25 protein-coding genes are annotated in these 26,524 nt (G+C 68.6%); 14 read left to right on the top strand and 11 right to left on the bottom strand.

Annotation, left to right across the window (positions count from 1 at the left end):
• Positions 1-64 precede the first annotated feature (64 nt).
• From AYX06_RS18475 to AYX06_RS18530, 12 genes are read left to right on the top strand one after another with little or no spacing between them, the layout of a single operon-like run.
• The gene (locus AYX06_RS18475; protein ID WP_062737457.1) at positions 65-1,003 is read left to right on the top strand and encodes a transglycosylase SLT domain-containing protein; all 939 of its coding nucleotides are present in this window, start codon (positions 65-67) and stop codon (positions 1,001-1,003) included.
• Positions 1,000-1,635 (top strand): hypothetical protein, encoded by a 636-nt coding sequence (locus tag AYX06_RS18480; protein WP_062737458.1) that lies wholly within the window; start codon positions 1,000-1,002, stop codon positions 1,633-1,635. The genes AYX06_RS18475 and AYX06_RS18480 overlap by 4 nt, the downstream gene beginning before the upstream one ends.
• Positions 1,632-3,200 (top strand): hypothetical protein, encoded by a 1,569-nt coding sequence (locus tag AYX06_RS18485; RefSeq protein ID WP_062737405.1) that lies wholly within the window; start codon positions 1,632-1,634, stop codon positions 3,198-3,200. The genes AYX06_RS18480 and AYX06_RS18485 overlap by 4 nt, the downstream gene beginning before the upstream one ends.
• Positions 3,200-4,654: an AAA family ATPase gene (locus AYX06_RS18490; protein ID WP_062737406.1), complete on the top strand. Its 1,455-nt coding sequence runs from the start codon at positions 3,200-3,202 to the stop codon at positions 4,652-4,654. The genes AYX06_RS18485 and AYX06_RS18490 overlap by 1 nt, the downstream gene beginning before the upstream one ends.
• Positions 4,655-4,656: 2 nt before the next feature.
• Positions 4,657-5,259 (top strand): DUF6668 family protein, encoded by a 603-nt coding sequence (locus AYX06_RS18495; RefSeq protein WP_157093486.1) that lies wholly within the window; start codon positions 4,657-4,659, stop codon positions 5,257-5,259.
• Positions 5,260-5,274: 15 nt separating this feature from the next.
• Positions 5,275-5,544, top strand: coding sequence for a hypothetical protein (locus AYX06_RS18500; RefSeq protein WP_035963084.1), 270 nt, complete (start codon positions 5,275-5,277; stop codon positions 5,542-5,544).
• Between the two features lie 49 nt (positions 5,545-5,593).
• Positions 5,594-6,403 carry a hypothetical protein gene (locus tag AYX06_RS18505; protein ID WP_062737408.1) on the top strand — a complete coding sequence of 270 codons (810 nt, stop codon included), beginning with the start codon at positions 5,594-5,596 and terminating at the stop codon, positions 6,401-6,403.
• On the top strand, positions 6,403-8,037 hold the full coding sequence (locus AYX06_RS18510) for a hypothetical protein (RefSeq protein ID WP_157093487.1): 1,635 nt from the start codon (positions 6,403-6,405) through the stop codon (positions 8,035-8,037). Before AYX06_RS18505 ends, AYX06_RS18510 begins: the two co-directional genes overlap by 1 nt.
• Positions 8,034-9,566, top strand: coding sequence for an SCO6880 family protein (locus tag AYX06_RS18515; protein WP_157093488.1), 1,533 nt, complete (start codon positions 8,034-8,036; stop codon positions 9,564-9,566). The genes AYX06_RS18510 and AYX06_RS18515 overlap by 4 nt, the downstream gene beginning before the upstream one ends.
• Positions 9,566-11,098: a hypothetical protein gene (locus AYX06_RS18520; protein WP_062737411.1), complete on the top strand. Its 1,533-nt coding sequence runs from the start codon at positions 9,566-9,568 to the stop codon at positions 11,096-11,098. The genes AYX06_RS18515 and AYX06_RS18520 overlap by 1 nt, the downstream gene beginning before the upstream one ends.
• Positions 11,095-12,771: a type IV secretory system conjugative DNA transfer family protein gene (locus AYX06_RS18525; protein ID WP_062737412.1), complete on the top strand. Its 1,677-nt coding sequence runs from the start codon at positions 11,095-11,097 to the stop codon at positions 12,769-12,771. The genes AYX06_RS18520 and AYX06_RS18525 overlap by 4 nt, the downstream gene beginning before the upstream one ends.
• Entirely contained in the window at positions 12,768-13,133 is a 366-nt protein-coding gene (locus tag AYX06_RS18530) for a DUF4913 domain-containing protein (RefSeq protein ID WP_062737413.1), read from the top strand. The genes AYX06_RS18525 and AYX06_RS18530 overlap by 4 nt, the downstream gene beginning before the upstream one ends.
• Positions 13,134-13,337: 204 nt before the next feature.
• Here the strand turns inward: AYX06_RS18530 and AYX06_RS20030 are convergent, their stop codons facing one another.
• Both AYX06_RS20030 and mobF read right to left on the bottom strand, forming a co-directional pair.
• The gene (locus tag AYX06_RS20030; RefSeq protein WP_147017988.1) at positions 13,338-14,150 is read right to left on the bottom strand and encodes a DUF5677 domain-containing protein; all 813 of its coding nucleotides are present in this window, start codon (positions 14,148-14,150) and stop codon (positions 13,338-13,340) included.
• A 51-nt stretch (positions 14,151-14,201) separates the two neighbouring features.
• Entirely contained in the window at positions 14,202-18,716 is a 4,515-nt protein-coding gene (mobF, locus tag AYX06_RS18535) for a MobF family relaxase (RefSeq protein WP_062737414.1), read from the bottom strand.
• 529 nt (positions 18,717-19,245) lie between these two features.
• Between mobF and AYX06_RS18540 the strand changes: the two genes are divergently transcribed.
• On the top strand, positions 19,246-19,677 hold the full coding sequence (locus AYX06_RS18540) for a hypothetical protein (RefSeq protein ID WP_062737415.1): 432 nt from the start codon (positions 19,246-19,248) through the stop codon (positions 19,675-19,677).
• A 350-nt stretch (positions 19,678-20,027) separates the two neighbouring features.
• Here the strand turns inward: AYX06_RS18540 and AYX06_RS18550 are convergent, their stop codons facing one another.
• The 8 genes from AYX06_RS18550 to yczR all read right to left on the bottom strand — a co-directional run bounded on the left by AYX06_RS18550 (position 20,028) and on the right by yczR (position 25,090).
• The gene (locus tag AYX06_RS18550; protein ID WP_062737417.1) at positions 20,028-20,510 is read right to left on the bottom strand and encodes a regulatory protein RecX; all 483 of its coding nucleotides are present in this window, start codon (positions 20,508-20,510) and stop codon (positions 20,028-20,030) included.
• The gene (locus AYX06_RS18555) at positions 20,491-20,775 is read right to left on the bottom strand and encodes a hypothetical protein (RefSeq protein ID WP_062737418.1); all 285 of its coding nucleotides are present in this window, start codon (positions 20,773-20,775) and stop codon (positions 20,491-20,493) included. The genes AYX06_RS18550 and AYX06_RS18555 overlap by 20 nt, the downstream gene beginning before the upstream one ends.
• Positions 20,775-21,419 carry a recombinase family protein gene (locus AYX06_RS18560; protein ID WP_186815701.1) on the bottom strand — a complete coding sequence of 215 codons (645 nt, stop codon included), beginning with the start codon at positions 21,417-21,419 and terminating at the stop codon, positions 20,775-20,777. Before AYX06_RS18560 ends, AYX06_RS18555 begins: the two co-directional genes overlap by 1 nt.
• 158 nt (positions 21,420-21,577) lie before the next feature.
• On the bottom strand, positions 21,578-22,039 hold the full coding sequence (locus AYX06_RS18565) for a hypothetical protein (protein WP_062737419.1): 462 nt from the start codon (positions 22,037-22,039) through the stop codon (positions 21,578-21,580).
• 177 nt (positions 22,040-22,216) lie between these two features.
• Positions 22,217-22,564 carry a ribbon-helix-helix protein, CopG family gene (locus tag AYX06_RS18570; protein WP_147017924.1) on the bottom strand — a complete coding sequence of 116 codons (348 nt, stop codon included), beginning with the start codon at positions 22,562-22,564 and terminating at the stop codon, positions 22,217-22,219.
• A gap of 5 nt (positions 22,565-22,569) precedes the next feature.
• Positions 22,570-22,767 (bottom strand): hypothetical protein, encoded by a 198-nt coding sequence (locus AYX06_RS18575; RefSeq protein WP_053004906.1) that lies wholly within the window; start codon positions 22,765-22,767, stop codon positions 22,570-22,572.
• A 317-nt stretch (positions 22,768-23,084) separates the two neighbouring features.
• Positions 23,085-23,570 carry a GNAT family N-acetyltransferase gene (locus AYX06_RS18580; RefSeq protein WP_062737421.1) on the bottom strand — a complete coding sequence of 162 codons (486 nt, stop codon included), beginning with the start codon at positions 23,568-23,570 and terminating at the stop codon, positions 23,085-23,087.
• A gap of 116 nt (positions 23,571-23,686) precedes the next feature.
• On the bottom strand, positions 23,687-25,090 hold the full coding sequence (gene yczR, locus AYX06_RS18585; RefSeq protein WP_062737422.1) for a MocR-like transcription factor YczR: 1,404 nt from the start codon (positions 25,088-25,090) through the stop codon (positions 23,687-23,689).
• Between the two features lie 107 nt (positions 25,091-25,197).
• Between yczR and yczE the strand changes: the two genes are divergently transcribed.
• The gene (yczE, locus tag AYX06_RS18590) at positions 25,198-25,893 is read left to right on the top strand and encodes a membrane protein YczE (protein WP_232319490.1); all 696 of its coding nucleotides are present in this window, start codon (positions 25,198-25,200) and stop codon (positions 25,891-25,893) included.
• On the opposite strand, the gene AYX06_RS18595 is transcribed toward yczE, so the two are convergent.
• Entirely contained in the window at positions 25,879-26,460 is a 582-nt protein-coding gene (locus AYX06_RS18595; protein ID WP_084271849.1) for a GNAT family N-acetyltransferase, read from the bottom strand. The two genes, yczE and AYX06_RS18595, sit on opposite strands and share 15 nt — an antisense overlap.
• Between the last annotated feature and the right edge of the window lie 64 nt (positions 26,461-26,524).

The raw sequence follows: 26,524 nt of genomic DNA on the forward strand, positions 1-26,524 counted from the left end.
GCAGGCATCGGCCGGCGGCTGCACCCCGTCCACGGTCGTCTCCGGTGAGGACTCCGCCGACGCGGTGATCAACGTCCCCAATGGCTGGGGCCCGCTCGTGGAGGAGGCCGCCAAGACGGCAGGGCTGCCGGTGAGTGTCGCGGCCGCCCAGCTCAAGCAGGAATCCAATTGGGACCCCCGCGCCGGCAGCTCCGCCGGGGCGCAGGGCATCGCTCAGTTCATGCCCGACACCTGGGCCGCCTATGGCGAGGGCGGGGACGTGACCGATCCCGAGGACGCGATCCCTGCCTATGGGCGCTACATGGCCGCGCTGCGCAATGAGGTGAAGCCCTTGGCCGGTGATGACGCTGACCAGCTGGTGCGCCTGACCCTCGCCGCCTACAACGCCGGCCCCGGCGCGGTGGCCCAGCACAAGGGTGTGCCGCCGTTCGCGGAGACGCAGCGCTACGTGGCCACGATCCTCGACGGCGGTCAGATCGAGTTCTCCCCCGGCTGTGAGGCCCCCACCGGGGGCAAAGCCTGGGACGGCGACCTGGGAGACGGGGAGTGGACCGCACCGCTACCCGGGGGCAAGTTCACCTCCGGCTACGGGCGGCGCAACGTACCCGGTGTGCCCGAGTGGGCGCAGAACCACATGGGCCTGGACTTCGCCACCCCCGGTGCCGGCTCCCGTCCCGGGGGGCCGGTGATCGCCCCGACCGATCTGCGGATCACCGGGTTCAACGACACCGATGGATGCGTGATCGCCAAGGTCGACAACGACGACGATCCCGACTTCGGGTTCGCCTTCTGCCACCTGAACTCCTGGGGCGTGAAAAAGGGCCAGAAACTCACCCGCGGCGACGTGATCGGCACCGAGGGCAACCGGGGCCAGTTCGGCATGTCCACCCACCTGCACATCGAGATCTACCGGCCCGATGCCCCCGACGTCGTTTTCCCCTATCAGGGCTTCAACATCGACCCCCAGCCGATCCTGCGCGAGAAAGGAGCGTGGCCCGCATGAGCCGCCACCCCCACCTGATCACTGCCCTGGCCCTGTGCGCCGTACCCCTGACGGCGTGCTCGACCAGCCCGGCCCAGGAGACGTCCGCCTCCTCCAGTGCAGCGGCCCCGGCCAGCTCGGCCCCGGCCGCCTGGCCTACGTCGAGCAGCTTCCCCACCCCGGAGGTGCCCGGCGATGGGACGTTCCCGCGTGTTCAGGACGTGGACCGCACCGATGTGGACTCCACCGCCCGGGCGGCCGCGCTCCTGCTGCACTCCTGGGACACCGCCAGCGATCGCACCGAAACGGCGGCTGCGATCCGCACCAAGCCGCTTATGTCGGACGAGTGGGCAGCCCACCAGGTGGAGCCTGAGCGCAACTCCTCCCAGGGGGCGTGGTTGGACCCCGCCTCGCACGGGGCCTACAGCCGGGCCCAGGCAGTGCCGGCGATCGGGGATACGACCCGCGACGTCGCCGAGGACAAGGCGGTGAGGGCGTACAAGGTGACCTGGCGGTGGGCCAGCCGCGACGGGGAACCGGCCGAGGGTACCGGCACCCGGCACGTGACGATCTACCTGGAACGCCACTCTGGGACCTGGGAGGTCGTGGGCCACCAGTCCCACGACCTGCCCGCCGGGGAGGCCACCTCGTGAGCCCGCCCGTGCACACCTGGCCGGTGATCACCCTGACCTTCGGGGCGGAGCAGATCGTGGCCGATGCCAACGGGGAGGTGTTGACCTACCCGGTGCTCGATGCCGGTGCTACTCACGAGGTCGCCGCGGACGCGGCTACCGAGGCGTGCCGGCGACTCGGATTGAAGGCGTGCCGGGTGCAGGGCCACACCGAGGACGGGTCCGTATTCGAGATGGTCGTGGACGCCGAACTGGGCACCCTGGAGGAGTACGAGTTTCCGGCTGGTCCCGGGCCGGCTGGCCCCGGGCCTGCTGACCGCAGCGCAGCCCGGCGGGGCGGGAGCACCGCCCGGACCCGCAAGGCGGTTGCCCGGTCCGGGAACCAGCGCCGTCGCGCCCTGGCGATCTGGGGCAGCGTCGGGGTCTTGGGATTGACGGCCGGGGCCTCGGTGGCGATGACCCTCACCGAGAGCGACCGGGAGCCGGTCGCGGTGGTGCACACCCCGCCCCCAGCCCAGCTGCCGGTGCCGGCCCCGGCCGGATGGGACACCTACGGTGCGTGGGCCACGCCCATGTCCGGGTCCCAGGTGAGAGCGGTCCTGGACTGGGAGGGCCGCCCGGTCAGTGTGGACGGGAGCAAGCTCATCGGCCACGACCCGGACACGGGTGTGGAGCAGTGGAGCAGGTCCGCGCCGTTCACCGTGACGCAGCTGGCGGTGTTCACCGTGGACGGGCAGACCCGGCTGGCGGCCGCCACGGCCAAGGAGCTGGTGCTGTTCACCCCGGACTCCACCGAGCCGATCCGGGTCCAGGTGCCGCAGGAGGCCAGTGTGGTCCTGGACGGCGGCACCGTGCCCCGGCTGGATCTGCCCAATCAGAAGTCCCTGCTGGTTGGTGCGGACGGGTCCACCGCCTCCCGGGTGGTGCCGGCGGCCGCCAAACCTCTGGAAGCCCAGGGGACGGACCTGATCGCTGCCGATGCGAAGGCGGGGAAGGTGTGGCGGGTCGGCACCGACTCGGCGGCCCTGCCCAAGCCCGCGACCCTGCCGGCCCCGGCCAAGGGCGCGGAACTCACCGGCATCCTCGGCAGCGTGGAGGGCCGGGTGGTGGCGGCCTGGAAGGACGGGAAGCAGACGGTCGTCGGGTTCTACGACGTGGATGAGGCCACGGAGGCGACTGCGGTGAAGCAGGTCGCGGTGCGCGAGCTCGACGGGAACCAGATCACCACCTCCACGGTGCAGGCCGATCGGGTCCACGGGCTGCTGCTGGCCTCGACGGTGCTGGTCGATGTGGAAGCCACCAGCGCCCACCGCCTCGAGGGCCAGGCCACGCTGGCCGCCGGCTACGCCTGGGTCACCGATGACGGTGAGCAGACCCAGGTCACCCGGGACGGGCAGACCGAGGCCACCACCCGGGCTGATCAGGCGGCGGTGCCTGACGTCATCACCGACAACGGGATGGCGATGACCCGGGTGGACGGGTCCACCGATGGCTCCCTTTATGCCCTGGTCGAGACCGGCCCCACCCCCACTGCCAGCCCGTCACCGACTGCGAGTACTACCCCTACTGCCAAGGAGACCCCCTGATGAGAATGACCGCCACGATCGACTCCACCGGTGCTGTGGAGCTGGACACCGCCGGGCAAATCACCCGTGAGAACCACTCCACCGTGGGCGATGCCCGCCGGGCCGTGATGGCCACGGCAAAGAGCCTGGCGGAGCAGACCAGCCAGGACATGCAGCTGCACATCGAGGACCCCGCCGGGTCCCGCACCTTCCTGGTCGGCGCCGATGGCACGTCCCGGCAGGAGAGCGTAGCTCCGGCGGCTGGGTCCGTGGCCACGGTGGAGCCGGTGGCATCGGCCTCCGTCGAGCGTCCGACCCCGGTCGAGTCCCCGGCGTCGATTGAGTCAGTCGATTCCACTGAGCCCGAGCCGGTGCCTGCGGTGGAGCCGGTGGCGTCGGCCGCTGTTGAGTCCCCGGCGCCGGTGGCTGCTGCGGTTGAGGAGGACCAGGCTGTGGCCCCGGTGGCTGCGACTTCCACGGCCCCTAATCCGTTCCTCGGCGGCCGCCCCTCCACGGCCCGCACGACGGAGCCCGTGGCGGCTGGTAGTCGGCGGGAGTCGCTGCCGTCCTTCGTGGACCGCCCCGAGGTGGACGCCCCGGCCCAGTACGGGTGGCGTGGGGCGCTGAACCAGTTAGGCCTGCGCCTGGCGCCCTCGGCGGCGGAGCTGAGCCAGCGCCAGGACGAGGCCGCGGTTTCCGCCCACTGGCCGGGCCCGCGCACGATCGCGGTCCTGAACCCCAAGGGCGGGGCCGGGAAGACCCCTACGGTCATCTGCCTATCGGCCGTGTTCGCCCGCCTCTCCGGGGGCGGGGTGCTGGCCTGGGACAACAACAACTCCCTGGGCTCCCTGGGGTGGCGCACCTTTGATGCCGGGCATGAGGCCACCGTGGTCGATCTGCTGGGGCGCACCGAGCACTTCATGACCTCCGATGCCCGGGTGGGGGATTTGTCCGAGTACGTCCACCACCAGCCGGCGGACCGGTACGACGTGCTGCGCTCCGATGACCGTTCCGGGGACCAGGAGCGGCACATGGTCACCGGCGATGAGGTGGACCGGTTGCACGCGGTGGCCGCGAAGTATTACCGGGCGATCGTGATGGATTCGGGCAACACCGAACGCGGAGCAAACTGGCAGGCAATGATCGGCCACGCCGATCAGGTCGTGATCCCGGTGAAGTCCGTTGATGACGCCGCCGAGGGCGCCTCCCGGGTGCTGGCCGCCCTGCACGCCGGGGACGCCCACGCCCAGGGCCTCGCCCGGAATGCGGTGGTGGTGGTGCTGTGCTGCGAGCCCGGTCACCAGAAGACCAAGGCCAAAGAACTGGCGGAGGAGTTCTCCCCCTACGTGCGGGCGGTGGTCACGATCCCGTATGACCGGGCGCTGGTGGAGGGTCGGGTGCGGTTCACGGCGATGACCCCGGCCACCCGCCGGGCCTGGCTGCGCGCCGGGGCAGCGGTGCGGGAGGGACTGTGATCGTGGACAGTCCCCGCAACCCCTTCGTGGCCGCACCCGAGGTGGTGGAGGAGGAGGACCCGATGGAGGAGGACCCGATCCTCGGTTCCCGAGACTCCATCCGCGGCCCGCAGAACCTCCAGCAGAGGCTGGCCGAGGAACCAGTGCCCGCCGAGGAGCCGGCCGCCCAGGTGGACGTCTCCCAGGCCACGTTGTGGCTGGTCGGCGCTTCCGGTGGGGTGGGCACCTCCACCCTGGCCGGGCTGTGCTCGGAGTCCATCGTGGACGCCGGCGTGCAGGAACCGGAGTGGGCGGGACGGGCGCTGCTGGTGTGCTCCACCAGCGCGACCTCCCTGGAGGCGGCCGCCCAGCTGGCCCGCAAGTCCGCCACCGGACAGCTGCCCTATGAGCTGGTCGGGCTGGTCATCGTCCACGACCGGCCCAAGAACCGGATCACCAAACCCACCCTGACCTACGCCCGCAGTGTGGCGCGCATGTTCCCGGTGGCCATGACCGTCCCCTACGAACCGTCCTGGCGCGAGGTCGGCGTCACCCCCTCCCCTTCCAGCACCCGGCTGAAAACCGTGCTGCGGAAGATCCACAAAATCGCCCAGACCGGGCACTGAGAAAGGAACCCCCCAATGCTCATCAACACCCTCAACGCCCTGATGATCCCGGCCATCAACGCCACCCCCACCCAGCCCCCGGGCATGGAGAACGTGACCATGATCCTCGGCTGGATTCTCTGGGCCGCCGGGCTGGTGCTGTTCGTCTACTTCATCTTCGGGCTCGTCACCGCCGGGCGGAACCGCCGCCGTGGTGACGAGGTCGAGGCCCCCGTGTGGCCGCTGGTCGCGGCCGCTCTGCTCGGGGCGGCCGGGGCGATCTGGAACATGATCACCGGCGGCTGAGCCGGCCCCCCGTTCCTCAACCGGCACCGCAACGACAGGGAGACCCCCGATGGACACGAACAACAACAACGACACGAACAAGGGCCGTCCCCGCTGGTTCGGCCCGGCGGTCATCGCCCTGGTGCTGCTGCTGGTCGCGGTAGCCGGATGGACCATCCGCAACCTCACTACCCCCGATGAGGCCCAGGCTCCCACCTCGCCTGCTGCCCCTGCTACCTCGGCTGCCCCCACCCAGGGGGCGGCCGAGGCGGCTGCTCCTGCCTCGGGGGAGGACTTCGCCTGGGACTGCCAAGCCCAGCTGAACCAGGACGCGGTATCGGTGGCCGATGAGGCCCCTGAGGTCCTGGACTGGGTGGCTGCCGGCTATAACGTGGTGCCCTCCTCTGACGAGTTCGGCGGCTGTGAGCGACGCGACTCCGGGCTGCGGGTGGGCTACGCCCATTCGGAGGCCGGGGCTCTGATGGCCGCGGCGACTTACGCGATGGCCTTGGACCCGTCCGTGAGCGAGGAAGCGGCTAAGAACGTCGAGGTGGGCATTGCCGAGGGACCCAACCGAGACCGGTTGAAGGAGAAGGCCCAGCGCATCCGTGACGGTGTGGAGGAAGGCGACGACGGGTCAGCGTCGGCGTCCACGACGCTGATCGGTTACTCCCAAGACCACTACACCGACGAAGCGGCGTCCTATCAGCTGATCTACTCCCTGCCCTCGGACAACGGTCTGATGACCAAGGTGGCTGTGCAGGCCGATGTGGTGTGGGAGGACGGGGACTGGAAACTCGACCCGGCCTCGGGCACTGAGCTGATGACCTCGGACCAGTACCAGGGTCAGTACTACGTGGAGTGGGGGCCCAAGAGCTGATGGACGTCATCAAGGATGTTGCTGGCAGCATCGCCGGGGACACGGTGGAGAAGCTGATCCTGTTCATGGCCGGTTGGCTGATCGAGGTGTTCACCACGATGCTCGATCTGGTCGGCACCTGGTGGCTGAACATTGGTGCCCCGGAAATGGGCGCCGGCTCGGCCACGGAGCGGGTGCAGACCGCCACCACGACCTTCGTGGGGGTCGCCGGCATCATCGGTACGGCTTTCGCTGTGCTGCGCATTGCCCGGGATCACAACCGGGAGTCGGCCGAGAATCTGGTGATGGGGCTGATCCGCACCGTGGTGGTCTCCGGCCTGGCGGTGTCGATGGTGTCCCTGTCGCTGGCGGTCACTGATGAGGTGGCCCCGTGGCTGGTGGACACCATTGCCGGCAACGCGGCCCGGGACGGGCTGGGCCAGTCGATGGGCCTGAGCGGGATGGTGGGTGCTGGGATGGCGTTGCCGACCGCTGGGATTCTGCTGTTCCTGACTCCGTTCGCGCTGCTGGGGGCGATCCTCAACGCGGCCCTGGTGATCTTCTCCTACGGGGTGGCCGGGGCCCTGTGCGGGCTGCTGCCGATCTTCGCTGCGGCTTCCACCACGCAGAAGGGGCAAAAGTCCTTCGATAAGGCGGTGGGCTGGTTGCTGGCGATGATCCTTTTCAAGCCTGGGGCCGCGGTGATCTACGGCTTCGGCTTGGCCTTGATGAACGGGATCGACGGCACCGGCGGCGATGAGGTCGCCAACAAGATCATCTCCTTGCTCACCGGCACCGTGGTCATTTTCTCGGCCTGCTTCGCGATGCCCGCTCTGGTCCGTGTCCTGGTCCCGGCCGTCAGCGCCGGGCCCCGCGGTATGGGCGCTGGTGGACTGGCGATGGTCGGCGGGGCACTGGCCATCGGTGCGGTGACCGCTGGTGTCGGCACCCTGGCCGCCGGAGCCGGGGCCGCTGGCGCTGGTGCCGGAGCTGCTGGGGCTGGTGCTGCCGGTGGCGCTGCCGGTGCTGCCGGTGGCGCTGCCGGAGCTGCTGGGGCTGGTGCCGGCGGAGCTGGTGCCGGCGGAGCTGGTGCTGCTGGTGCTGGAGTTGGTGGTGTCTCGGGTGGCGGTGCCGGTGCATCCGGGGCCAGCGCGACGGATGCTGGTGCCGGCGCTGGGGGCGGTGCCTCCAGTACGACCGGAGCCCCGGGATCGTCTGGTGCTGGTGGGTCTGCCCCGGCCGGTGGACCGGCCGGCGCCGAGAACGTGGAGAGCACCACGGCTGGTGCAGCTGCTACCTCCGCGCCGGGGACCACGACTGGTGGGGCCTCGGGTGCGGAGAACGTGCAGAGCCCCAGCACGGGTGCTGCCCCGAGCAGTGCCCCCGGCACGGGCGGGGCCTCGGGGGCGGAGCAGGTGCAGACCTCGAGCTCGTCCCCGGCAGCGGCCGGAGGGTCCGCCGAGGCGTCCGGGCCGGCCGGTGCCGAGCCGGTGGCTGCGACCAATGGTGCCGCGCCGACCGGGCATCCGGGCGGGGAAGGGTCCTCGGCCACAGGGGCCAAGAATCCGTTGATCAACGGCCAACGACTGGAATTCGGGCTGCGGGAAGCCGTCCGGGACGCTGAACAATCCATCGAAAGTGGTGAGGACCTGTGAGTAGCAACCAGGTGATCGTGCGGCAGTACGGCAACATTGCCGAGGACAAGACGGCCGGGCTGTTGGGGTTCTCGATGGCCTCCACCGTGGTGCTCGGCGTGGGGTCGGTGCTCGTCTTCCTGTTCATCATGGCCTCCCAGATTTGGGTGGCCGCCGGCATCGCGGTGGCGGCGTTCATCGTGGCCACCGTGCTCGGGTCCAAGGACCGCAACGGCCGCTCCAAGCCCGAGCGCTGGATCGCCCGGTCCATGTTCTCCCGGGCGGAGAAGAAGCAGCGCACCACGTACAAGGCCGGGCCGACCTCACAACTCCCCGATGGGTCCTTCCGGGCCCCCGGGGTGCTGGCTGCGACCGAGCCGGTGACCTTCACGGACCTGTTCGGCCACCAGGGCGTGATGCTGTGGCACCCGAAATTGAAGACCGGAACCGTGTTCGTCATCGCCAACTCTTCCGGGCTGGGGCTGCTGGATCAGGACCGGGTGGACCGGATGGTGGGCAGCTGGGCCGCGTTCCAGCGTGACGCCGGCTCCAACACGGAGCTGGTGCAGGTGTCGGTCACCACCCAGTCCACCACTGACCCGGGGGAGCGGCTGCCCGATGCGGTGGCCGTGGGTCGGGCTCAGGCTGGGTCCCAGTCGGTGCCGGCGTTCGCCCGCGCCACGATGGATGAGGTGGTGGCCAACCTCAACCAGGACGTGCCCAAGCTGGAGCAGTGGATCGCCCTCACGTTCAGCGCCAAGGCCAATGAGGGCGAGGGGGTGCCCGAGCGCACCGCCGAGGAGCTGGCCACAGACGTGTCCTCCTTGCTGAGCGGGTTCTTGGAGCAGCTGGAGCAGGCCGGGGCCGGGTCGGTGTCCCTGATGCAGGAACACGACCTGATTGACCAGACCTATGTGGCCTATAACCCCCTGGCGGCCGCGGCCGTGGAGAAGGCCCGGCTGTCGGAGGCCGGCACCGGTTTGCGCTGGGAGGAGGTCGGGCCCTCGGCGGCCCGGGTGGTCGGTTCCCCGGGCCGGTATGAGCACGGTGGGGTGGTGTCGAAGTCCTGGCAGATGTGGCGCCCGCCGGCCGGCACGTTCCGGGAGAACGCGCTGGTGGCCCTCCTGGCCCCGAACTCCGAAATGCTCCAGAAGCGCGTCACGGTGTTCTATCGGCCGCAGTCCCCGGACAAGTCCGCTACCCAGGTGCAGCAGTCGTTGACCAATGCGCAGTTCGCGGCGAACCAGAAGAACCGCCGGCCCACCAGCTCTCAGATCATCGCCCTGGAGAAGGCGCGGAAGGCCGAGCGGGAGCAGGCCGAGGGCGCGTCGCTGGTGCGGTTCTCCATCGTGGTCACCGCCACCGTGGAACGGCCTGAGCAGCTGCCGCGGGTGGCGGCCACGCTGCGGCGCAACGCCTCCCAGGGGGTGCAGCTGGGGCTGCGGGAGTGCGACTACAACGACGATGCGGCGTTCGCGTTCAACCTCGGCCTGGGCGTGGTCCCGGATGCCGTGGCCACGATTCCGGCTGACGTGCGAAAGGCGCTGTGATGTCTGTTTTCGACCAGCTCACCGACAAGGTCCTCAACAAGTTCTTCGGCCGCTCCACCGCCGCCGGCACCGGGGCGTTCCGGGAGCTCACCGAGAAGGGTGTGGACGTGGCCCACGGTGGGATGACCTCCTGGGTGGAGGCACCCCCGGAGTTCACCGCCACCTCCAACCAGACCGCCGGGCTGTGGCCCTTCGCGGTGGGCACCTCCTCCCCGCTGGTGGGGGCGGTGCTGGGGCGCAATCAGCTCAACGGGTCGGTGGTGTGCGGGGACCCGATCAACCTGTTCCTGCGCGGGATCATTTCCTCCCCCTCCTGCTTCATCCTCGGGCTCCAGGCCCGAGGGAAGTCCTCGGTGGCGGTGCGCATGGCCCTGGCTCTGGTGGACCAGGGGTTCCTGTTCGTCGGCGCCAGTGACGTCAAACCGGACCTGGCTGGGCTCACCGTCGAAGTCGGCGGGCAGGTCATCCGGGTCGCCCCCGGGGTGGGGTCGATCAACCCGCTGGATGCCGGGCCGTTGTGGCGCCGGCTGGGTGAGCTGCCCGAGGCGTTGCAGCGGCAGATGCGCGCGGAGATCCACAGCCGCCGCCTCAACGCCCTGACCGGGCTGCTGGAGCTGGTGTTCAAAGCACCGTTGGATGCCCGCCAGCAGGAGCCCACGGTGCTCTCAATGGCGATCACCGAGGCCGCCGAGCACGCCGAGGCCCAGGGCCGGCAACCGATCATCCAAGACGTGGTGGACGTGATCACGGCCGCGCGGCCGGCGATCATGGCCGCGATCCTGGTCGATGACGAGACCTCCTATCGGGGGCAAGTGCGCAACCTGCTGGCCGGCCTCAACGCCCTGGGCGCGCACGGGCCGTTCGGGGACGTGTTCTGCCGGCAGACCAGTGAGGAAATGCAGATTGACCAATCGGTGGACTTCGACCTCTCCGCCATTGATGAGACGTTGTTGGACCTGCGGGCCGCAGTGCAGATCGTGTGCTGGTCCTACGCCCAGGCCGGGATCTCGGCGGCCAAGACGTTGGCCGAGGCCGGGCTGATGGAAGAACGCCACCACCTGATGATCATGGACGAGCTGTGGCAGGCCCTGCGTGCCTCGGAGCTGCTGGTGCACCAGATCGACGGCATCACCCGCCTGAACCGCACTAAGGGCCTCGGGCAGCTGCTGATCACCCACTCCATGAAAGACCTCCAACTGAGCACCGAGGAGCTGACCAAGATCGCCACCGGGTTCATGGAACGCTCCTCCATGAAGGTCCTCGGTGGGTTGGCGCAGAACGAGATGGGGATGCTGGAGACGGTCTTCCCGCTGGCCGAGCAGGAGAAGGCGTTGCTGGTGGCGTGGTCGGCTGAGGGCTCGGTGAACCCCAAGACCGGGCGCACCTCCCCGCCGCCGGGGCGGGGCCGGTTCATGCTCAAGACCGGCGAGGCACCCGGGGTGCCGTTCCAGACCAACCTCACCGCCGGGGAGCTGCGGGTCCACGACACCAATGCCGCTTGGGCAGCTGCACAGGCGAGGGTGAACGCATGAACAACGACCAGAACCGCAGCTTCATCGGCATCCTGATCCTGTTCACCGCCGTGATGGGCGCGGTGGGCCTGGTGCACCTGGGGAACGTGCTGACCCCGGTGACCGGGGACCTGCCGTGGAACCCGTTCACGCTGGGGATCGAGCTGGCCGCCGGGGCGGTGGACTGGCCGATGGCCGCGACCTTCCTCGTGGGCCTGGAGGTGGTGGTCGGTGTGGCCGCGCTGATGATCTGGGGCACCCGCACCCCGTCGAAGACCCAGGAGGCCGCCCGGCGGATGAGTCCTCCGGGGCGGATCAACCCGGCGATGGCTGCGGCGCGCACCACGGAGGCCCACCGGCTCCACCCCGAGGCCGAGAACATCGGCCCCGGGCTGACGATCGGGCTGGTGGGCAAGAACCCGGTCTATCAGGGCTGGCGGGAGTGCTCGGCGCATGTGTGGGGCACCGGGCGCGGGAAGACCACCTCCCAGGTCATCCGGCACGCCGTCGAGGCCCCGGGGGCGTTCGTGATGACGTCGAACAAGGTGGACGGGGTGGCCGAGGTCCTGGCCGCCCGCACCACCACGGGCAGCACCGTGTGGCTGTTCGACCCGCAACGCATCTGGCGCGACAGCACCCGCCCGGCGATGATCTTCAACCTGCTGGCCACCGTCACCGATACGGTCTCCGCCGGGGAGGTCGCCTCGATCTTTGAGACAGCCTCAGCCGGGGCGGCCGCCGGCGGGAAGGGCGATCCGCAGTTCGACTCCCAAGGCCGGGACTACCTCTCCTGGTGCCTGCTGGCGGCCGCTAAGAGCGATAAGGCGCTCTCCGACGTGCTGCGCTGGGTCTCCGCGGCCAACTTCCTAGAACCGGCTGAGGACCTGGAACAGGCCGGCCACACCGGCCCGGCCTCGGCGTTGAAGGGGATGGGGCGCCAGCCCGAGGACACCCGCGGGTCGGTGGCCGCCAGTGCCCAGCGCATGTCCTCGGCGCTGGTGCACGATGAGTTGCTGGCCTGGACTACCCCCACCCCGGGGGTGCCGGTGTTCAATCCGCACCGCTTCGTCACCAGCCGGGACACTCTCATCCTGCTGACTCAGGACGCGGCCGGCTCCGGGGCCGCCTTCGTCTCGACCCTGGTCTATGCGGTGGTCACTGCCGCCCAGCAGGCGGCCCGCCGGGCGGGGGGCCGGCTGCCGGTGCCGCTGGTGGCCGACCTCGATGAGGTGGGCAACGTGGTCAAGCTCAAGCAGCTGCCCGAGTGGTATTCGTTCTTCGGGTCGATGGGCATCGTCGTCTCGGCCTACTTCCAGACCAAGGGACAGGGCGTGGACATGCTCGCCCGCACCGGGTGGGACACCCTGTGGTCGGCGGCCGCGGTGAAGGTCTACGGCGGTGGCTCCGATGATGCGGAGTTCCTGGAGTCGCTGCGCAAGCTCATCGGCACCTATGACGCGAAGGTGCGCAGCACCTCTACCTCCCGGGGTGTGGCGTCGCGGTCGGTGCAGACCCAGCAGCGCGACATTATGCCCGTCTCCAAGCTCTCCGAGCTGCCGGCTGGGCACGCCTGGGTGAAGACCTCCACTGGCGGCGGCACGATCGTGCGCACCGTGCGGTGGTTTGAGGACAAGGACCTGACAGCCCGGATCACCCCGGTGCTGGAGCGGATCACGGAAGGACAGCACCGATGAGTGAAGTAGTTGAGCAGGACACCGAGACGGTGGACGGCCCGACCCAAGAGGAGTTCGTGACCTGGGTCGAGGGCCTGGTCTCGCGGCTGGAGTCCGTAGACCGCTCCGCCAATATGCACTGGTGTGCCCAGTGGTGGGCCCACACCGAGGCGGTGGAGCGGCTGAGCGCTCTGCACGCTCAGTGGTTGGTGGCGAAAGAGGAGAACAGCATGTCCACCTGGTGGGTGAGTCACTTCGATGCCCACGCCAAGGTGCTCTTCGCCATGCACGGGCCCTTCGGGGAGTGCGGCACCAAGCACATCGAAAAGGGTGTGCGCCGCACGCTGGCCTGCGAACAGCCTCCCGCCGACTGGACGTGGTGAGCACATAGACCTGGGGCAGGTCGCCGTCCCTTCCCAGTAGGCGTCCTGCCCCTTCGACGGGACAGGCACTCGTGCGCTGTCCCGCTGTGGCCGGGGTCCCTCCTTCCCAGGGGCCCCGGCCACTGGCATGTCCACATCTAGGTTGGAGCTGTCACACATTTCCTCAGACTCGGCGGACCCCCGCTCCAAGGAGCATGGCTGATTTCAGTTTTTTCCTCGTTTACGGAGACGCCGCATTGCCTTTTCTGATGGAGGAAGCTCTCTGGGGCATCCCAGACGTGCGGCGACCTCATCGAGATATGTCCGTCTTTCATGGGTTGCATCCAGGCAGTCGATGGCTGACTCCGCCCAAAGGAGCGAGACTGTTACAAGGGCAAGCCACTCATCCCTCTCTGTGGGGCGTAGTTGCATGCGAATCCCAGCCTCAGGTTCAGATGAATTGATCCATTGGCTACTGACGGATAACCCAGCATGAGATTCACTGCTTTGAAATCGATATTGCAGATAGTAATCTGCGGCGTCCTCCAGGTCCTCGCATAATTGCTTGAAGTTTTTAGCCGAACCAGCACTTGTGGTGGGCAACTTTTCAAGGTTTTTCTCGGAAAAGCTATCAGCAAGCATATCCGCAAAGGGATGAAAAACGGGATCTTCAGCGGCTCTCAAATCCTTTTCTAAGGTTGCTTGATTTTGCAAGTGTCTGTTAGCTACTGCCGCATAAGCGTCAGGAATCTGAGAAATCCACTGAGCAGTCATCCCCAACTCAAAGCAAAACCTTGCCAAAGGTGTAGCCGCCGCTGGAGCCTCGGCAAGAGCTGACAGGTATCCTCTGGCGGCATCATGGGCTTGGCAAGCGAGGCCAAAAACAATAGAAAAACGCGCATATGCACTCGGGTCCGTTTCATGCTCCTTGACGTGAAACGGATTCTGTTCAAAGCGCCAGGCTGACCACTCGCTCAGTAGCTCTTCGGTGAATGTGCGGAAATACTGGGATGCCGCGTCCTGAGTAGTGGAGTCCATTCCCACATTGTGGCTCAGACGTTTCAACCAGTGTGGGATCAGGCCCCGTTTCTAGAGGCTGCGACCGCTGTCGCGGCGGGCGCTGTCGGCGGCCCGGCGGGTTGCAGTGGCCTGGTCCTCCTGGCGGTTGGCCTTCTGCTCGGTGCGGTTGGCGGCCTTGATGCGCTTGGCCACCTGAGCGTGCTGAGCGTGCCAGGCGGGGCCCGAGGTCTGCTTGCGGGGCTGCTCGGAGTTCTCGGACACGGGGCTCTCCTTCTTCTGCGGCTCCGGAGTGGGGGTCGCCGGCTCGTGGGGGGCAGCTGCCTCGGTGGTCGCGGTGGCCTGCTGGGTCTGGGCCCGGTGCTGGGCCACGACGTGAGCGATCAGCTCCTCCCTGGTCAGCACCCGCCGGGTCTCCTCGGCTATCGGAGTCGTAGCGGCCGCGGTGACGGCGGCATCCCTCGCCTGCGGTGCCGGCAACGGATCGCCAGCCTCGGCCCGGGTGGCGCGCAGCGCCTCCACGACCTCCTGAGCCGGTGCCGGGGTGGTGCGCACCCACTCGGCCACGTGCGCCTCATCGACGGCCTGGCGGACCTGCTCCGGGGTCCGCGGGGCGGCGGTCGTGAGCGCGGAGTGCTTGTGCAGCGCGGTGGCCCGTGCCACCAGTGCGGCCGCCACAGGGTCCTGTTGGTGGGCCTGGGGGATCAGCGCCGTCTCATGGGCGGGAACGTTGTACCGGTTCCGGTACGCCTCGACCTCGGCGGCCACCTGGTGCCATTCGGCCGCCTTGGCCGGTTTCGCCGGCACCGGGCCCAGTGCCTCGGTCCACTCCGGGCGGGCTTCGGCCAGCTCGGCGCCGCGCACCATGACGCGCTCCTCCAAGCGGGTGCGCAGCCGCTCCAGCTGCTCCCGGTACTGGGCCGGCACCTGCTGGTCGGTGATCAGCGCCGTTGGCGCCAGGTCCTCGCTCACCCGCCGCCCGTCCGCCACCGGGGCCGGCGCGGGGGTCTTGGCGGCCACCGCGCGCACCTGTTGCTCGGCGGTGATCGCCTCCCCGATCGACACGTTCGTGTCGGTGCGGGGGCGTTCTCCCCGGGCGATCTGCTCCACCGCCGCCTGGGCGGGGGACAGCCCGGCGCGGCGCTCTTGCTCAGCACCCATCGTGCGGGCCACCCAGTCCAGGTGCAGTGAGGTGGTGGAGTCCCACATATCTGGGGGCAGAGCCAGGTTCTCGGCCTCGGCACTGGCCTTCGCCTCGGCCAGCTGGGCTGAGGGCACAAGCGCGTAGGGGTGGGAGGTCCATCCCGGGTCCTCGACCGTGGGCTGTGCCTGGGCGGCCCCAGCGCGCTCGGCCAGCCGTTCCAGGTGCTCGTCGGTGAGGTTGCCCAGGGGCCGGCGGTCGGCGTTATCCAGGACGCGCTGTGCGGCCTCGATCTGGTGCTCCAGCCGCCAGGCGAGCACCGCGGCCGGGTCCTCGGCCCCGCCAAAGCCGCGCTGGTGCACTGCCCGGTTCAGGAGTTCGGCCGGGTCCATGCCGGCCTCTTGGGCCGTGTGCAGGTGGGTGGCCACCGCGCCCCATGCCTCGGTGCCGGTGAAGTCCGCGGCCTTGTCCGCACCCATGACCTCCACGGCCATCGCACGGGTCTTGGCGGTCCAGGCAGCCTCAGCGGTCTCGCAGTAGACCTCGCTCAGGGTGGCGACGTCGCCGTTGCGCATGGCCTCGGCGGCCACGGTCTCGTGGGCGGAGAGGTTCCGGTCGTAGGCCCCGGCGATGGTCTCCAGCACCTCATCCCGGGACTGTCCCTCGGCCAGGGCGACATAGAGCTGATTGGCCTCCCGTCCTCGGGTGGCGGCCACATAGGCGGCGGCCCGGTCGGTGGCGGAGTCCACGATGGCGTGGGCGGTGTCCACCGTGGCGCCCTGGGCCCGGTGCACCGTCGCCGCGTAACCCAGCTGGGTGTGCTTGCTCAGATAGTCGGCGTCCAGGGTGATCTTGCCGCCGTGGCCGGTGTGCCGCAGCGTCGCGGTGTCCGCCCCGACCTTCTCCACGGTCCACACGTCGTTGTTCTTCACGAAGTCCTTACCGCCGTTGAGCTGCAAGGCCCGATCGTTGCGGCGGGTCACCACCACGTCCCCCGCGTGGGCGGTGAGCCCGTCGCGCAGCACCACCGATTCGCCGGTGGCCACCAGGTCCCCGGTGGCGATCCGGGCAGCCTGGGCGCGGGCGTTCAAGTCGGTGACAGTGGCGTTGTCGGTGGCGATCAACAGGGACCGCTTACCCGCCTGGGTGTCAGTGATCCACGCGCGCAGCGCGGTGTCGGTCATGGCCTCGGTGTCTCCGGCGACCACCCGGCGGTTCTCCAGATACCAGGCCCACGGGACGTCAGCGCCGGCCGCCGGCGGCTCACGCAGCGCCAAAGACGCGGCCGCCTCACCCTCGGTGCGGAAGCGGTGCACGGCCTCCAGGCGGGTCGCCCCCACCTCGTGATCGAGCAGCCGCAGCGCACCACCGGAGCCGATCGCACCCAGCTGGCGGTCATCCCCGATCGCGCGCACCACGGCCCCATGCCGGGCCGCCACGCTCACGAGCTCGGCCAGTTTCGGGGTGGTGACCATGCCCACCTCGTCCAAAATCAGCACGTCCCCGGAGTGCAGCTGGGCGGCTCCGGTGCGCCCGGTGCGGTGAGCGATCAGGAAAGCATCAATGGTCGTCGCCTGCGCCCCAATGTCCTCCGACATGACGGCAGCCGCGGCCGCCGTGGGCGCCAGCCCGACGACGTTACCGCCAGTGGCGCGCACGGCATCGGCGGCCAGGGACAGGCTGGTGGTCTTACCGGCACCGGCTGGTCCGATCCCCAGACTGAGCAGCTTCTCGTCCGTGGCGAAGGCCCGTGCGAGGGCCACCTGCCCCTCACTGAGCGGGCCGGTGTGGGCGGCCAACACCTCCTCGAACCGCTCCGCCGACACGGCCGGGATGACGGTGCGCTGGGCGGCGGCGAGCACCTGGTGCTCGGTCTCCAGGACCTCCCGGGAGGTGAACACCTGGGCGTCGGAACGGATGAACTGGCTGGTGCCATCGGCGCGGGTGAACTCGGCCAGGTGCGGCACATCAGCCTGCGGGGTGACCGACAGGCTGTGCGTGGTGGTGGCCTCCTTGACGACTGCGGCCACCAGCTCATCGGGCACGGTGCGCCCAATCATGGTCTCTTTCAGGTGCCGGCGGGTCTGGGCCTGTACGTGGTTCACACTCCAGGTGGAGCGCTTCTGGGACAGCTCATGGACGACCAGGCGGGCGTGCTCGGCCACGTCGATCTGTGCAGCATCCGGGCCTGCCGGCAACCCAGTGGCGGCCGCGCGCACGTGGGCCAGCAGGTCCTCTCCCACCGGCATCTGCACCTGCTGCCCGTACTCCTGCCCCCACGCCTCGACCAGCTCCGACAGGCGCCGGGCGGACTTCTTGACGGGCCGGGATTCCAGGGTGGCTTGCTGGGCCAGCGCGATCTTCTGCTTGGCATTGGGGGCGTAACCGTGGCGATCGGTGAACTCCGTGTGCAGCCGTTCCACGGTCCCGGCGATGTCGGCCCGTCGGGAGGAAGCGTGGTGGATGGCGTCCAGGTCCACCCCCGCAATCTCAAAGATCGGCTCGTCCCCACCGGCCATGCGCGGCACCGCGGCGACCCCCAGGGCGGCAGTGACCTTCTCCATCACCTTGGCGTTGTAGGTCTCCGAGGCGGACACACCCATGCGGTACAGGGTGCGTCCGTCCAAGGCCGACCACTGGCCGTCCGCGCCGAAGACCTTGTTGGAAATGACCACGTGATCGTGCAGCTGGGGGTCCCCATTGCGGGAGTCGTAGTGGCGGAACTGGGTGGCCACCAACCCACCCTCGACGTCGATCTGGCGCACCCCGTTGTACCCGCGACGGGTAAAGGTGGCCTCCTGCTCCAGGTAGCTCAGTGTCTCCGCGATGGCCTCGTTGTGCGCCGCATCCACAGCCTTGCGGGCCTCCTCCCCGCCCAGGGCCCACAGCAGGGAGACCGACTTGGCCGGGGAGAACACCAGGTCATACCCGGCCACCGTCTGCTGCTTCGCGGTCGTCTGAGCGGTGATGAACCGGCCCAGCTCCTCCTTGTTCCGCACGTCGCGCCCGTGCGTTTCCCGGAACAGCTGCCCCGCGACGCGACCGCGGATCGCCTGTCGTTCCTCCCTACTCGGGGCGGCACCAGTGGTGCGTTCGTGCCGGGCAGTCTCCTCGTCCAGGCGGCGGGTCAGCTCCGTGTTGGCCGTGGCATAACGGCGATAGGGCCGCCCCAAAGCCACATCTTTCGTGGTGCCACCATCGGCCAGGATGCGGTCCGCGTCCGGGTGGATACCCTCCCCGAACAGAGCGGCCATCTGCGCCTCGGTGACCTCACCGGACACCCCCAGCAGCGCCTTGGAGTGGGCGACCCATTGACCCGGGGGCATGCCCTCGACGGTGTAGTAATCGCCCAGCTCGCGCCCCTCAGCGCGCAGCTCATCAGCCGAGGCGACCTCGGACGTGTAGTAGGCATAGCCGTCCCCAGCGCTGAGCTTATGGACGGTCATCACAGGGCTGATTCTCGCGTGTTCGGCCTCGGTTATCAACAATGCAAGAGGTGTGACGTTCTGATAGGGCGTGGAAGGCCGATGCGAGCTTGCGAGTCATTGGGCTGGAGCGACCCAGAAAGTCCGTCACGACAGTGACGCGGTTGTGCCCACGAGACCTGAAGTGTGGGCAGGTGATGCCATTGAGTAGGACGAGGTACGAGGACACGAAAGTCCGGCATCAGCTGCCCACACTTCAGGTCGATTGGGTGCAAGCGAACCCAGGTTGTCCACATGTGGTGTTTGTGTGGACAACCTGCACGAGCTGGGGTGGGGGCTGTGGGTCCGGTGGAGAGACCGGAGGATGAATCTCGGAAGCGGTCCACAGCCCCCACCCCAGCTCACAGCACTGCCGCCGGACAGGCGCCCTCTCGCGCGCCGCCGGCTCGGCTGGCGGCGCGGGTCGGGGTGGAGAAGTTGGTCTATGACCGTTAGGGCGCATTTGGTGTTCAATGGGATGGAATGGTGTTGCTGATGCGAAGGAGGAACGATGGCGCAGCGTAAGAGTGCGACCAAGACCGAGGCGCGGGAGCGGGCCCGCCGGGCGGCTGCGGAGTCGATGGCTCGGGAGCAGCGGTTGCTGGAACTGGGTGAGGAGTTCTTCGTCGCTCAGGGTGAGGCCGAGCAGATCATGGAGGCGGCCGAGCAGCGCATCGCGGAGATTCGCGCCAAGGCCGAGCAGGAAGCCGCGCGCGCCAAGGAAGCACAGTCGCGGGTGGTGGCCGGCATGAAGGGTGAGCGGGTCACGGTGCCGGAGATTGCGCAGCGTTTGGAGCTGCCGGCCGCTGAGGTGCGCGCCATGTTGAAGGCGTCCTCGGCTCACGCGCCCACAGAGGCCGCAGACATGTCCCACGACAAAGAAGATGTAGCGCTGACCCAGGACGATGCTGAGGCGTCCCAGCGTGAAACCGTCAGCGTGTAGCCCGTTCATTCTCGACGCGCAGGAGCAACGATGATCGCCAAACCAACATCTCCGACTTCGACCTGGGCCCGCGTATCGGTGGCCGGGATGGTCACCGCAGCAGCACTGACCGGCTGCGCCCCCTCCTCCATGCCCACCAGCGGGGCGTCTACGGACCTCGAAACGGTAGGGGCGGACCTGACCTCATGCCTCACCGATCAGGGGTGGGAGGTGTCGCACGTGAGCGCGGACGGCTTCCATGTGGAGGCCGTCCTTCCCGTGGACCAGCAAGACGATGTTCAGCTGGCCTGGAGCGAGTGTATGGGAACTCCCGCGACGTATTCGGTTCCGCTTCCGGGATAGACCTGTCGTCAGAACAGGGTGGGGTGGTCGGGGTCGATGCCGTGCACGAGCTCGCGCACCACGTCCTCGTCCCACCCGCGGGTTTTCAACTCCTCGCGCAACTGCCGAGACCGGGCCGATCGTTCGGCCCTGGACAGCCGGCGCCACCGGGCGGCCGTGGCCGAGGGCATCCGGCCCTTCATCGCCCGATCGGCCATGTTTTCCGACCGGCTGCCCAACAGCAGGTGCGTGGACGGCTCCAAGGAGGCATGTACGCACAGCGGGACGTCGCACCAGTGCAGCGCGGTCAGACCTTCGATCGCGCCCAGGCCACCGTGGACGGTGGCCAAGGAGAAGCGGTGGGCAGCAACGGCTCTCTGACCGTTAGCGGTGGGTAGCCAGAAGCGGCCGTAGCCGTCATCACTGATCGCCCCGAGCCACAACCAACACGAGTCGGGCTCGGGTCCTTTCAGGACATGGGAGTAGAAGCGCTCAACGTCGCTGGCCTGCATGGGCCACCTCCACACGGTGCATAAGCAACAGCATCGGTGCCGTGAGTGCTGCGGCGATCGCGTAAGCCGGCCACGGGGGCCCCACACCAATAGCGGTGAGCCACACGGGCAACAGGTAGGGAACCAGCGCCACGGTCCCTGCCAGGTGGTGACGCAGTGAGGCCGGCATAGGCAGGATGCGCAGAAACCAATGGGTGATCCCGTGGAAGATGCGATACCAGATGCGGACCCACCACAAGGTGTAGGGAATCAGAACGCGCAGCATCAGTGGTCACTCTCTGGTGTGGGGACTTCGCGGGTGGCCGCCAGTGCCTCGGCGTCCCAGACGTCAATCTCATCGGCCGGCAGCTCGATACTCACGTGCGCCAGGGACTTAATCTCTCCCCGCAGCACCCGGCCCACTGCGCCCTTGGATACTCCGACGCGGCGGTGGATCTTGTAGTGGGACAGCCCGGCCCGGTGCAGCCGGTGGATGGCGCGCACCTGCTCGGGGGTAATCGGGGACTTCCGGCCCAGCTGCACCCCGCGGGCCCGGGCGGCCTCCAGCCCGTCCTGGACGCGCTCCACGATCAGTGCGCGTTGGTATTCGGCCATCGCCACGAACACGTTGAGCTGGAAGCGCCCGGCCGGGGTGGTGGTGTCGATGGTGTCGGTAAGACTGCGCAGCGCGACGCCGCGGCGGATCAGCTCGTCAATCGTGGTGACCATGTGCACCAGGGACCGGCCCAGCCGGTCCAGGGAGTACAGCACCAAGGTGTCTCCCTCCCGAGCCTCGGCCATGAGCGCGGCCAGGCCGGGGCGCTCTGCCTGGGTGCTGCTGATCTTGTCGGTGAAGACCAGCTCCGCCGACACCCCGGCCTCGGTGAGCGCGCGTAGCTGCACATCGAGGTTCTGGGAGGTGGTAGACACTCGGGCGTAGCCGAGCAGCCGGCCGGGGTGACTCGATTCTGGGCTGTTGTGAGCTTTTTGAGTCATCGCGTATCGAGTCCTGGATTTCGAGTCGGGATTTCGGAAGCTGTGGCCGGCCCTCGTCGGCGGGCCGGCCACTATGGTCACCGAGTCAGTGATCAACCCCTGTAGACGACTGTGCCATCCGGCCATGTCTCATCCGGCTGCCGCACCGTAGAGCCCGGGCGGTCCTCAACAGTGCCGGTGCCATGCACCTGCACGCCTCGAACTCCTTCGTTGACCAACTCGCCGTCAATGTTCATCGTCCCGAGGGCAACGCATGTCTCCGTGAGGCGCACGCGCCCACCCTGGCTGATGTTGAGCGTGCCCGACGCTTGCTGATGGAACGTCGCCTCACCATGAGCGGCAACATTGACGGTTCCCATGACATGCCCCTTGGCATCGAGGGACGCCCCGCTCTCCACATTGACAGATCCGGTGAGCTCCGCCAGAGACACCACATGGGCCCCTGCCTTGATGACCACCGTGACAGTGATCGACTCGGAGAGCTCACAAGACTCCGTGATGACGACGTCGGGGATTTCCACCAGTTCACCGTCTTTGTAGGTGTAGCTGGGCATGGCAACTCCTCCATTTGTATTCGTGCAGTGCTGAGGACTTCGGCCTCACTGTGCCTATGTGCCTATGTGCCTATGTACTTTTATGGCACATAGGCACATAGGCGGCTAGTGGTGAGTGCGCTTGGGGTGGCGGCTCCGCTGATCCGGTCCGGTTATGCGGCGCCGTGGCCGGCGTTGTCACTGATCGACTGTGGCTGATGCCCCCTCACCGAGACGGATGTAGGCGATCAGTGCCTCACGCACGATCTCGGACTCATTGCGGTGCTGCTCCTGCGCAATCTGGTGCAGCCGGTCTTTGAGTGCTTGTGGGACGCGGGCGCGGACCACTGGGGACTTTCCTTCCTGGCCCAACGCGGGCCGGCCCACCGCGATACGGGTAGCCTCCTCAGCTGTCGTCGTGCCGGTAGCAGCCATCAAGGCGGTCCGGGCGGCCTCGGCCGCCTCCGGTCCGCGCCGGACGGTGCCCGGCTTCACGGCCAGACCGCCGTGCTCGGCGTGCCGGGCCAGCTCGTCGTAATCACCCATGAGGGTCACTCTCCTTCGTAGAGCAGATGCCGGTACAGGTCGGTGAGCTCCATCGCGTGGAAGATCACCAGGTCACGTGGTGGACGGTGGGCGGCGATGACTTCGAGGTATTTCTCCGTCTGCCCGTGCGGGTGCCCCACATAGACGACCGTCACCTCACCAGGGCGCCCCTCCACCTCAGCGCTGACTTCGGCGTGCGTCATCGCGTACAGGGCATCTTGCCTAGTAATGCCATGTCGGCCTGCGCTGTGCGTCCACTCAACTCCCATACCCAATAGTGTAGCACAAAATGCGGCTACACTATTGGGCGCCGTGAAAGGTGAGGAGTTGCACCTGCCGGGGTGCTCCAGAGGCCTCACACTCTCCAGCGACTGTTTCACAGGGACTGATAGAGCTTCGCGTACTCATCGATGGCAGTGGAGGCCCATTTTTTGCTACCGGCAGAGAGCCCAACTCCTACTGCGGCAGCCATGGCTTCACATCGTCGCGTGCCCTTTAACCAGTCATGGCACTGTGATTGTTATGGGCTCCAAGCCATGACGCCATCGGCTTCGCGGCCGGGGACGTCCACGAAACCCTCAGCCAGGTAAAGATTCTTGGCGTAGTTGTCAGCCTCCACAGAAAGACTGATCCGAGGCACCTGCCGAGTCCGCGCATCGTCCTGAGCCCGACGCAGAAGTGCTCTGCCCAGTCCGCGGCCACGCCAGTCCTCCCGCACCCAGAGACTCACCTCCGGGGTGTCCTCGTCGAGGAAGCCGTAGCCGGGGTCATCCGGGGGCAAGTGCTGGGCCCATACGACGCCGATGGCTTCATTGCCGGCCTCCGCCACCCACCCGAAGTCCCCGCGGTACGGATCAAGGATCGTGTAGTGGACGAACTCCGATCGCGTGCTCACATCGATCGCCGAGAACCGCTCCCCGCACCAGTTGAGGTTTTCGAGCGTGGCGGTTGTCAGCAAAGCGCTCTCCGCTGCCGTCAGTTCTCGGAAGAAGACGTCATCGAGCATGCATTCATCGTAGACAGAGGTGGCCAGCTGATGAGCGACAGGAGGAACTGAACGGATCGGCCGGAGAAGACTGAACACTGGGCTGTCGGGGAACCCCTACTGCAGAGCTGTGGTGTTCAGGCCAGGCCGGCCGGTGGGGTGTCAGTGGCCCGGTGTCCTGAGCGGGCGGCCTGCACGGTGGCGACCAGGGCGTACATGCCGGCCTCCCGGGCCGGGGTGTCCAGGGAGTAGGGCAGGCGCAGGTGGCGTTCGAAGGCCCCGCCCACCCCGAAGCGGGGCCCGGCGGCCAGGCGCAGACCGTGCTGCGGGGCCAGCGCAGCGAGGGCGGAGCTGATCGGGTCCGGCATCGTGGCCCACACCGACAGCCCGCCTACCCCGGGGGTGACGGTCCAGTCCGGGAAGTGCGCACCGAGCAGGCCCAGCAGGTGGGCGCGACCCTGCCGCAGCTCCTCCAGCCGGGTGGGGAGGATCGTGTCGATCTGTCCCAGCAGCGCCACGCAGGCCAGTTGTTCCAGCACCGGGGTGCCCAGGTCGGTGCCGGCCCGTGCCTGGGCCAGGCGCTGGATCAAGGCGGGGTCGGCCCGGATCCAGCCGATGCGCAGCCCGCCCCAGAAGGTCTTGGACACCGATCCGACACTGATCACCCCTGGGTGGTAGGCGGCCAGGGGCACGGGCGGCTCCACGTCGAGGGCGAGCTCGGCCATGGTCTCGTCCACCACGGTGGGGCACCCCAGCCGGAGCCGTTCCCGCTCGGCGGGGGCCAGGCAGAGCCCGGTGGGGTTGTGGAAGTCCGGCAGCAGATACGCCAGATCCGCCCCGTGCGTGGCGGTAGCGAGGGCGGGCAGGTCCCAGCCGGTGTCGGTCAGGGCCACCGGGGTGATCCGCGCCCGGGTGCTGCGCAGCAGGTGCAGGGCGTGCGGATAGGTGGGGTGATCCACCACCACCCGGGACCGGGGGCGCAGCAGGGTGCGCACCAGCAGATGCACCCCGTGCTGGGCCCCGGTGGTGATCAGGATCTGCTCCGGGGTCGTGGCCAGCCCTCGGGCCCGATACCGGGCCGCCACCGCCTCCCGCAGCTCAGGTAACCCGATCTGGGCGTAGCCGTGACGGGGCAGGTGCCGCGGCAGCTGCTCCAGTGCCCAGGTGTAGGCCCGGTGCAGGGCCGCCCCCGGGGCCGGCGGGGAGGCGTGGGAGAAGTCGATCAGCTGCCCGTCCACGAGCTCGGTGGCGTGGTGGCCGGCACTCGTCCGGCCGGGCGGGACGGTGGTGGTGCTGCGGGTTCGCTGCCGGGTGGTGAGGTAACCGGTCTCGCGCAGGGTCGTGTAGGCGGTGGCCACCGTGGTGCGGCTGATCCCCAGGGTCGCGGCCAGGTCCCGCTCCCCCGGCACCGTGACCCCCAACGGCAGGCGCCCGTCGAGAATCAACAGGCGGATCCGTTCGGTGAGCTTCCGGTGCGCCGGGCCGGTGCCCGCCGCCCAGTCCCCCAGCAGCCGGTCCAGGGTCGGGGCGGTGGTGTGCATCAGGCCAGGATCCGGGCTCTGGCCCTTTTTCTCAACTCCAGATACCCCCGAGGATGAACACCGTGCCCGGACCGCCCGGGCACCACCGCCCCCACCGAAGGACCCCCATGCCCGCATCCTCGTCCCCTCCACTCACCGACCAGCCACTGGTGGCGCGGCGGATGAGCGCCGGCGAGCAGCTGCGGGCCGAGCACAAGCCCCGCCGGCTGCTCCAGCTGCTGGCCGGGCTGATCGGGTACGGCACCGCCCTGGCCCTGCTGGTCGGCTCCGGGCTGGGGGCCTCGAGCTGGAACGTGCTGGCCGAAGGCCTCGCCCACCGCACCGGGCTGTCCTTCGGGATGGCCACGAACCTGATCGCGCTGGCCGTGCTGGTGTTCTGGATCCCGTTGCGCGAGCTGCCCGGGCTGGGCACCGTGCTGAACGTGCTGCTGGTGGGGGCCGCCGCCGATGTCGCCGCCCACCTCCTGCCCGCCCCGGGCACACTGGCCGAGCAGCTGGCCCACTACAGCCTGGGGCTTCTCCTGTTCGCCTTCTGCGACGCCCTCTACCTCGGGGCCCGCTTCGGCGCCGGACCCCGCGACGGGCTGATGACCGGGGCTGTGCGGGTCACCGGCCGGCCTCTGTGGACGGTGCGCACCGGCATCGAAGTCCTCGTCGTGGCCGTCGGCTGGGCCCTCGGCGGGACCGTGGGGGCGGGCACCGTGGTCCTGGCCGTGGCCGCCGGACCCCTGGTGCAGACCTTCCTGCGCCACACCACCGTGCCGCTGCGGGCCGACGGCTCGGCCGGGTCAACGGCCCGTTGAGCGTCCCTCGTGCCCATGGACGATGGGGCGCCCTGCTGGGGATGCCGGCGGTGGTCCTGGCGGCAAGGTTTTCTCCAGCAGGGTGGCGCTGTACCAGGGCCCGTTGAAGTCCCGTCGGCCTACTTCCTGGAATCCCTGCCGCTGGTAGAAGGTGCGCAGAGCTGTGTTCGACTCCACGCAGTCCAGCCGGATGACCGCTGCTCCTTCAGCCCGGCCACGCTCCGCGGCCCAGTTCAGGAGAAACGCCCCCAGGCCACGGCCGGTCACACCGCGGTGGACCATCAGTCCGTGGACGTAGACCGCCAAGGTGTCATCGGCACCCCAGACCTCGGGATCGGCCCACAGCAGCCGTACGGCCGCGGCAACTCCCAGGGCGGGATCTCGGACCAGATACCACTGGCCAGCCTGGATCTGCTCGGTGATCTCCTGCCGGCTCACATGGCCGTGGCCCCACTGCTCGATGCCCTGCTCACCCAGCCAGTCCTCGATCTGGCACCGAAGCTCGTGCACGGCCCTCGCATCCTCAAGGACAGCTTGTTCGATCGGGGCGGGCCGGGAACTGATCATGCTCACCACGTTAGGGCAGCATCACTGCCCACCACGGTCATCGCACACGGACTGCCACCTTCAC

This window comes from Kocuria turfanensis (genome assembly GCF_001580365.1).
Taxonomy (GTDB): domain Bacteria; phylum Actinomycetota; class Actinomycetes; order Actinomycetales; family Micrococcaceae; genus Kocuria; species Kocuria turfanensis.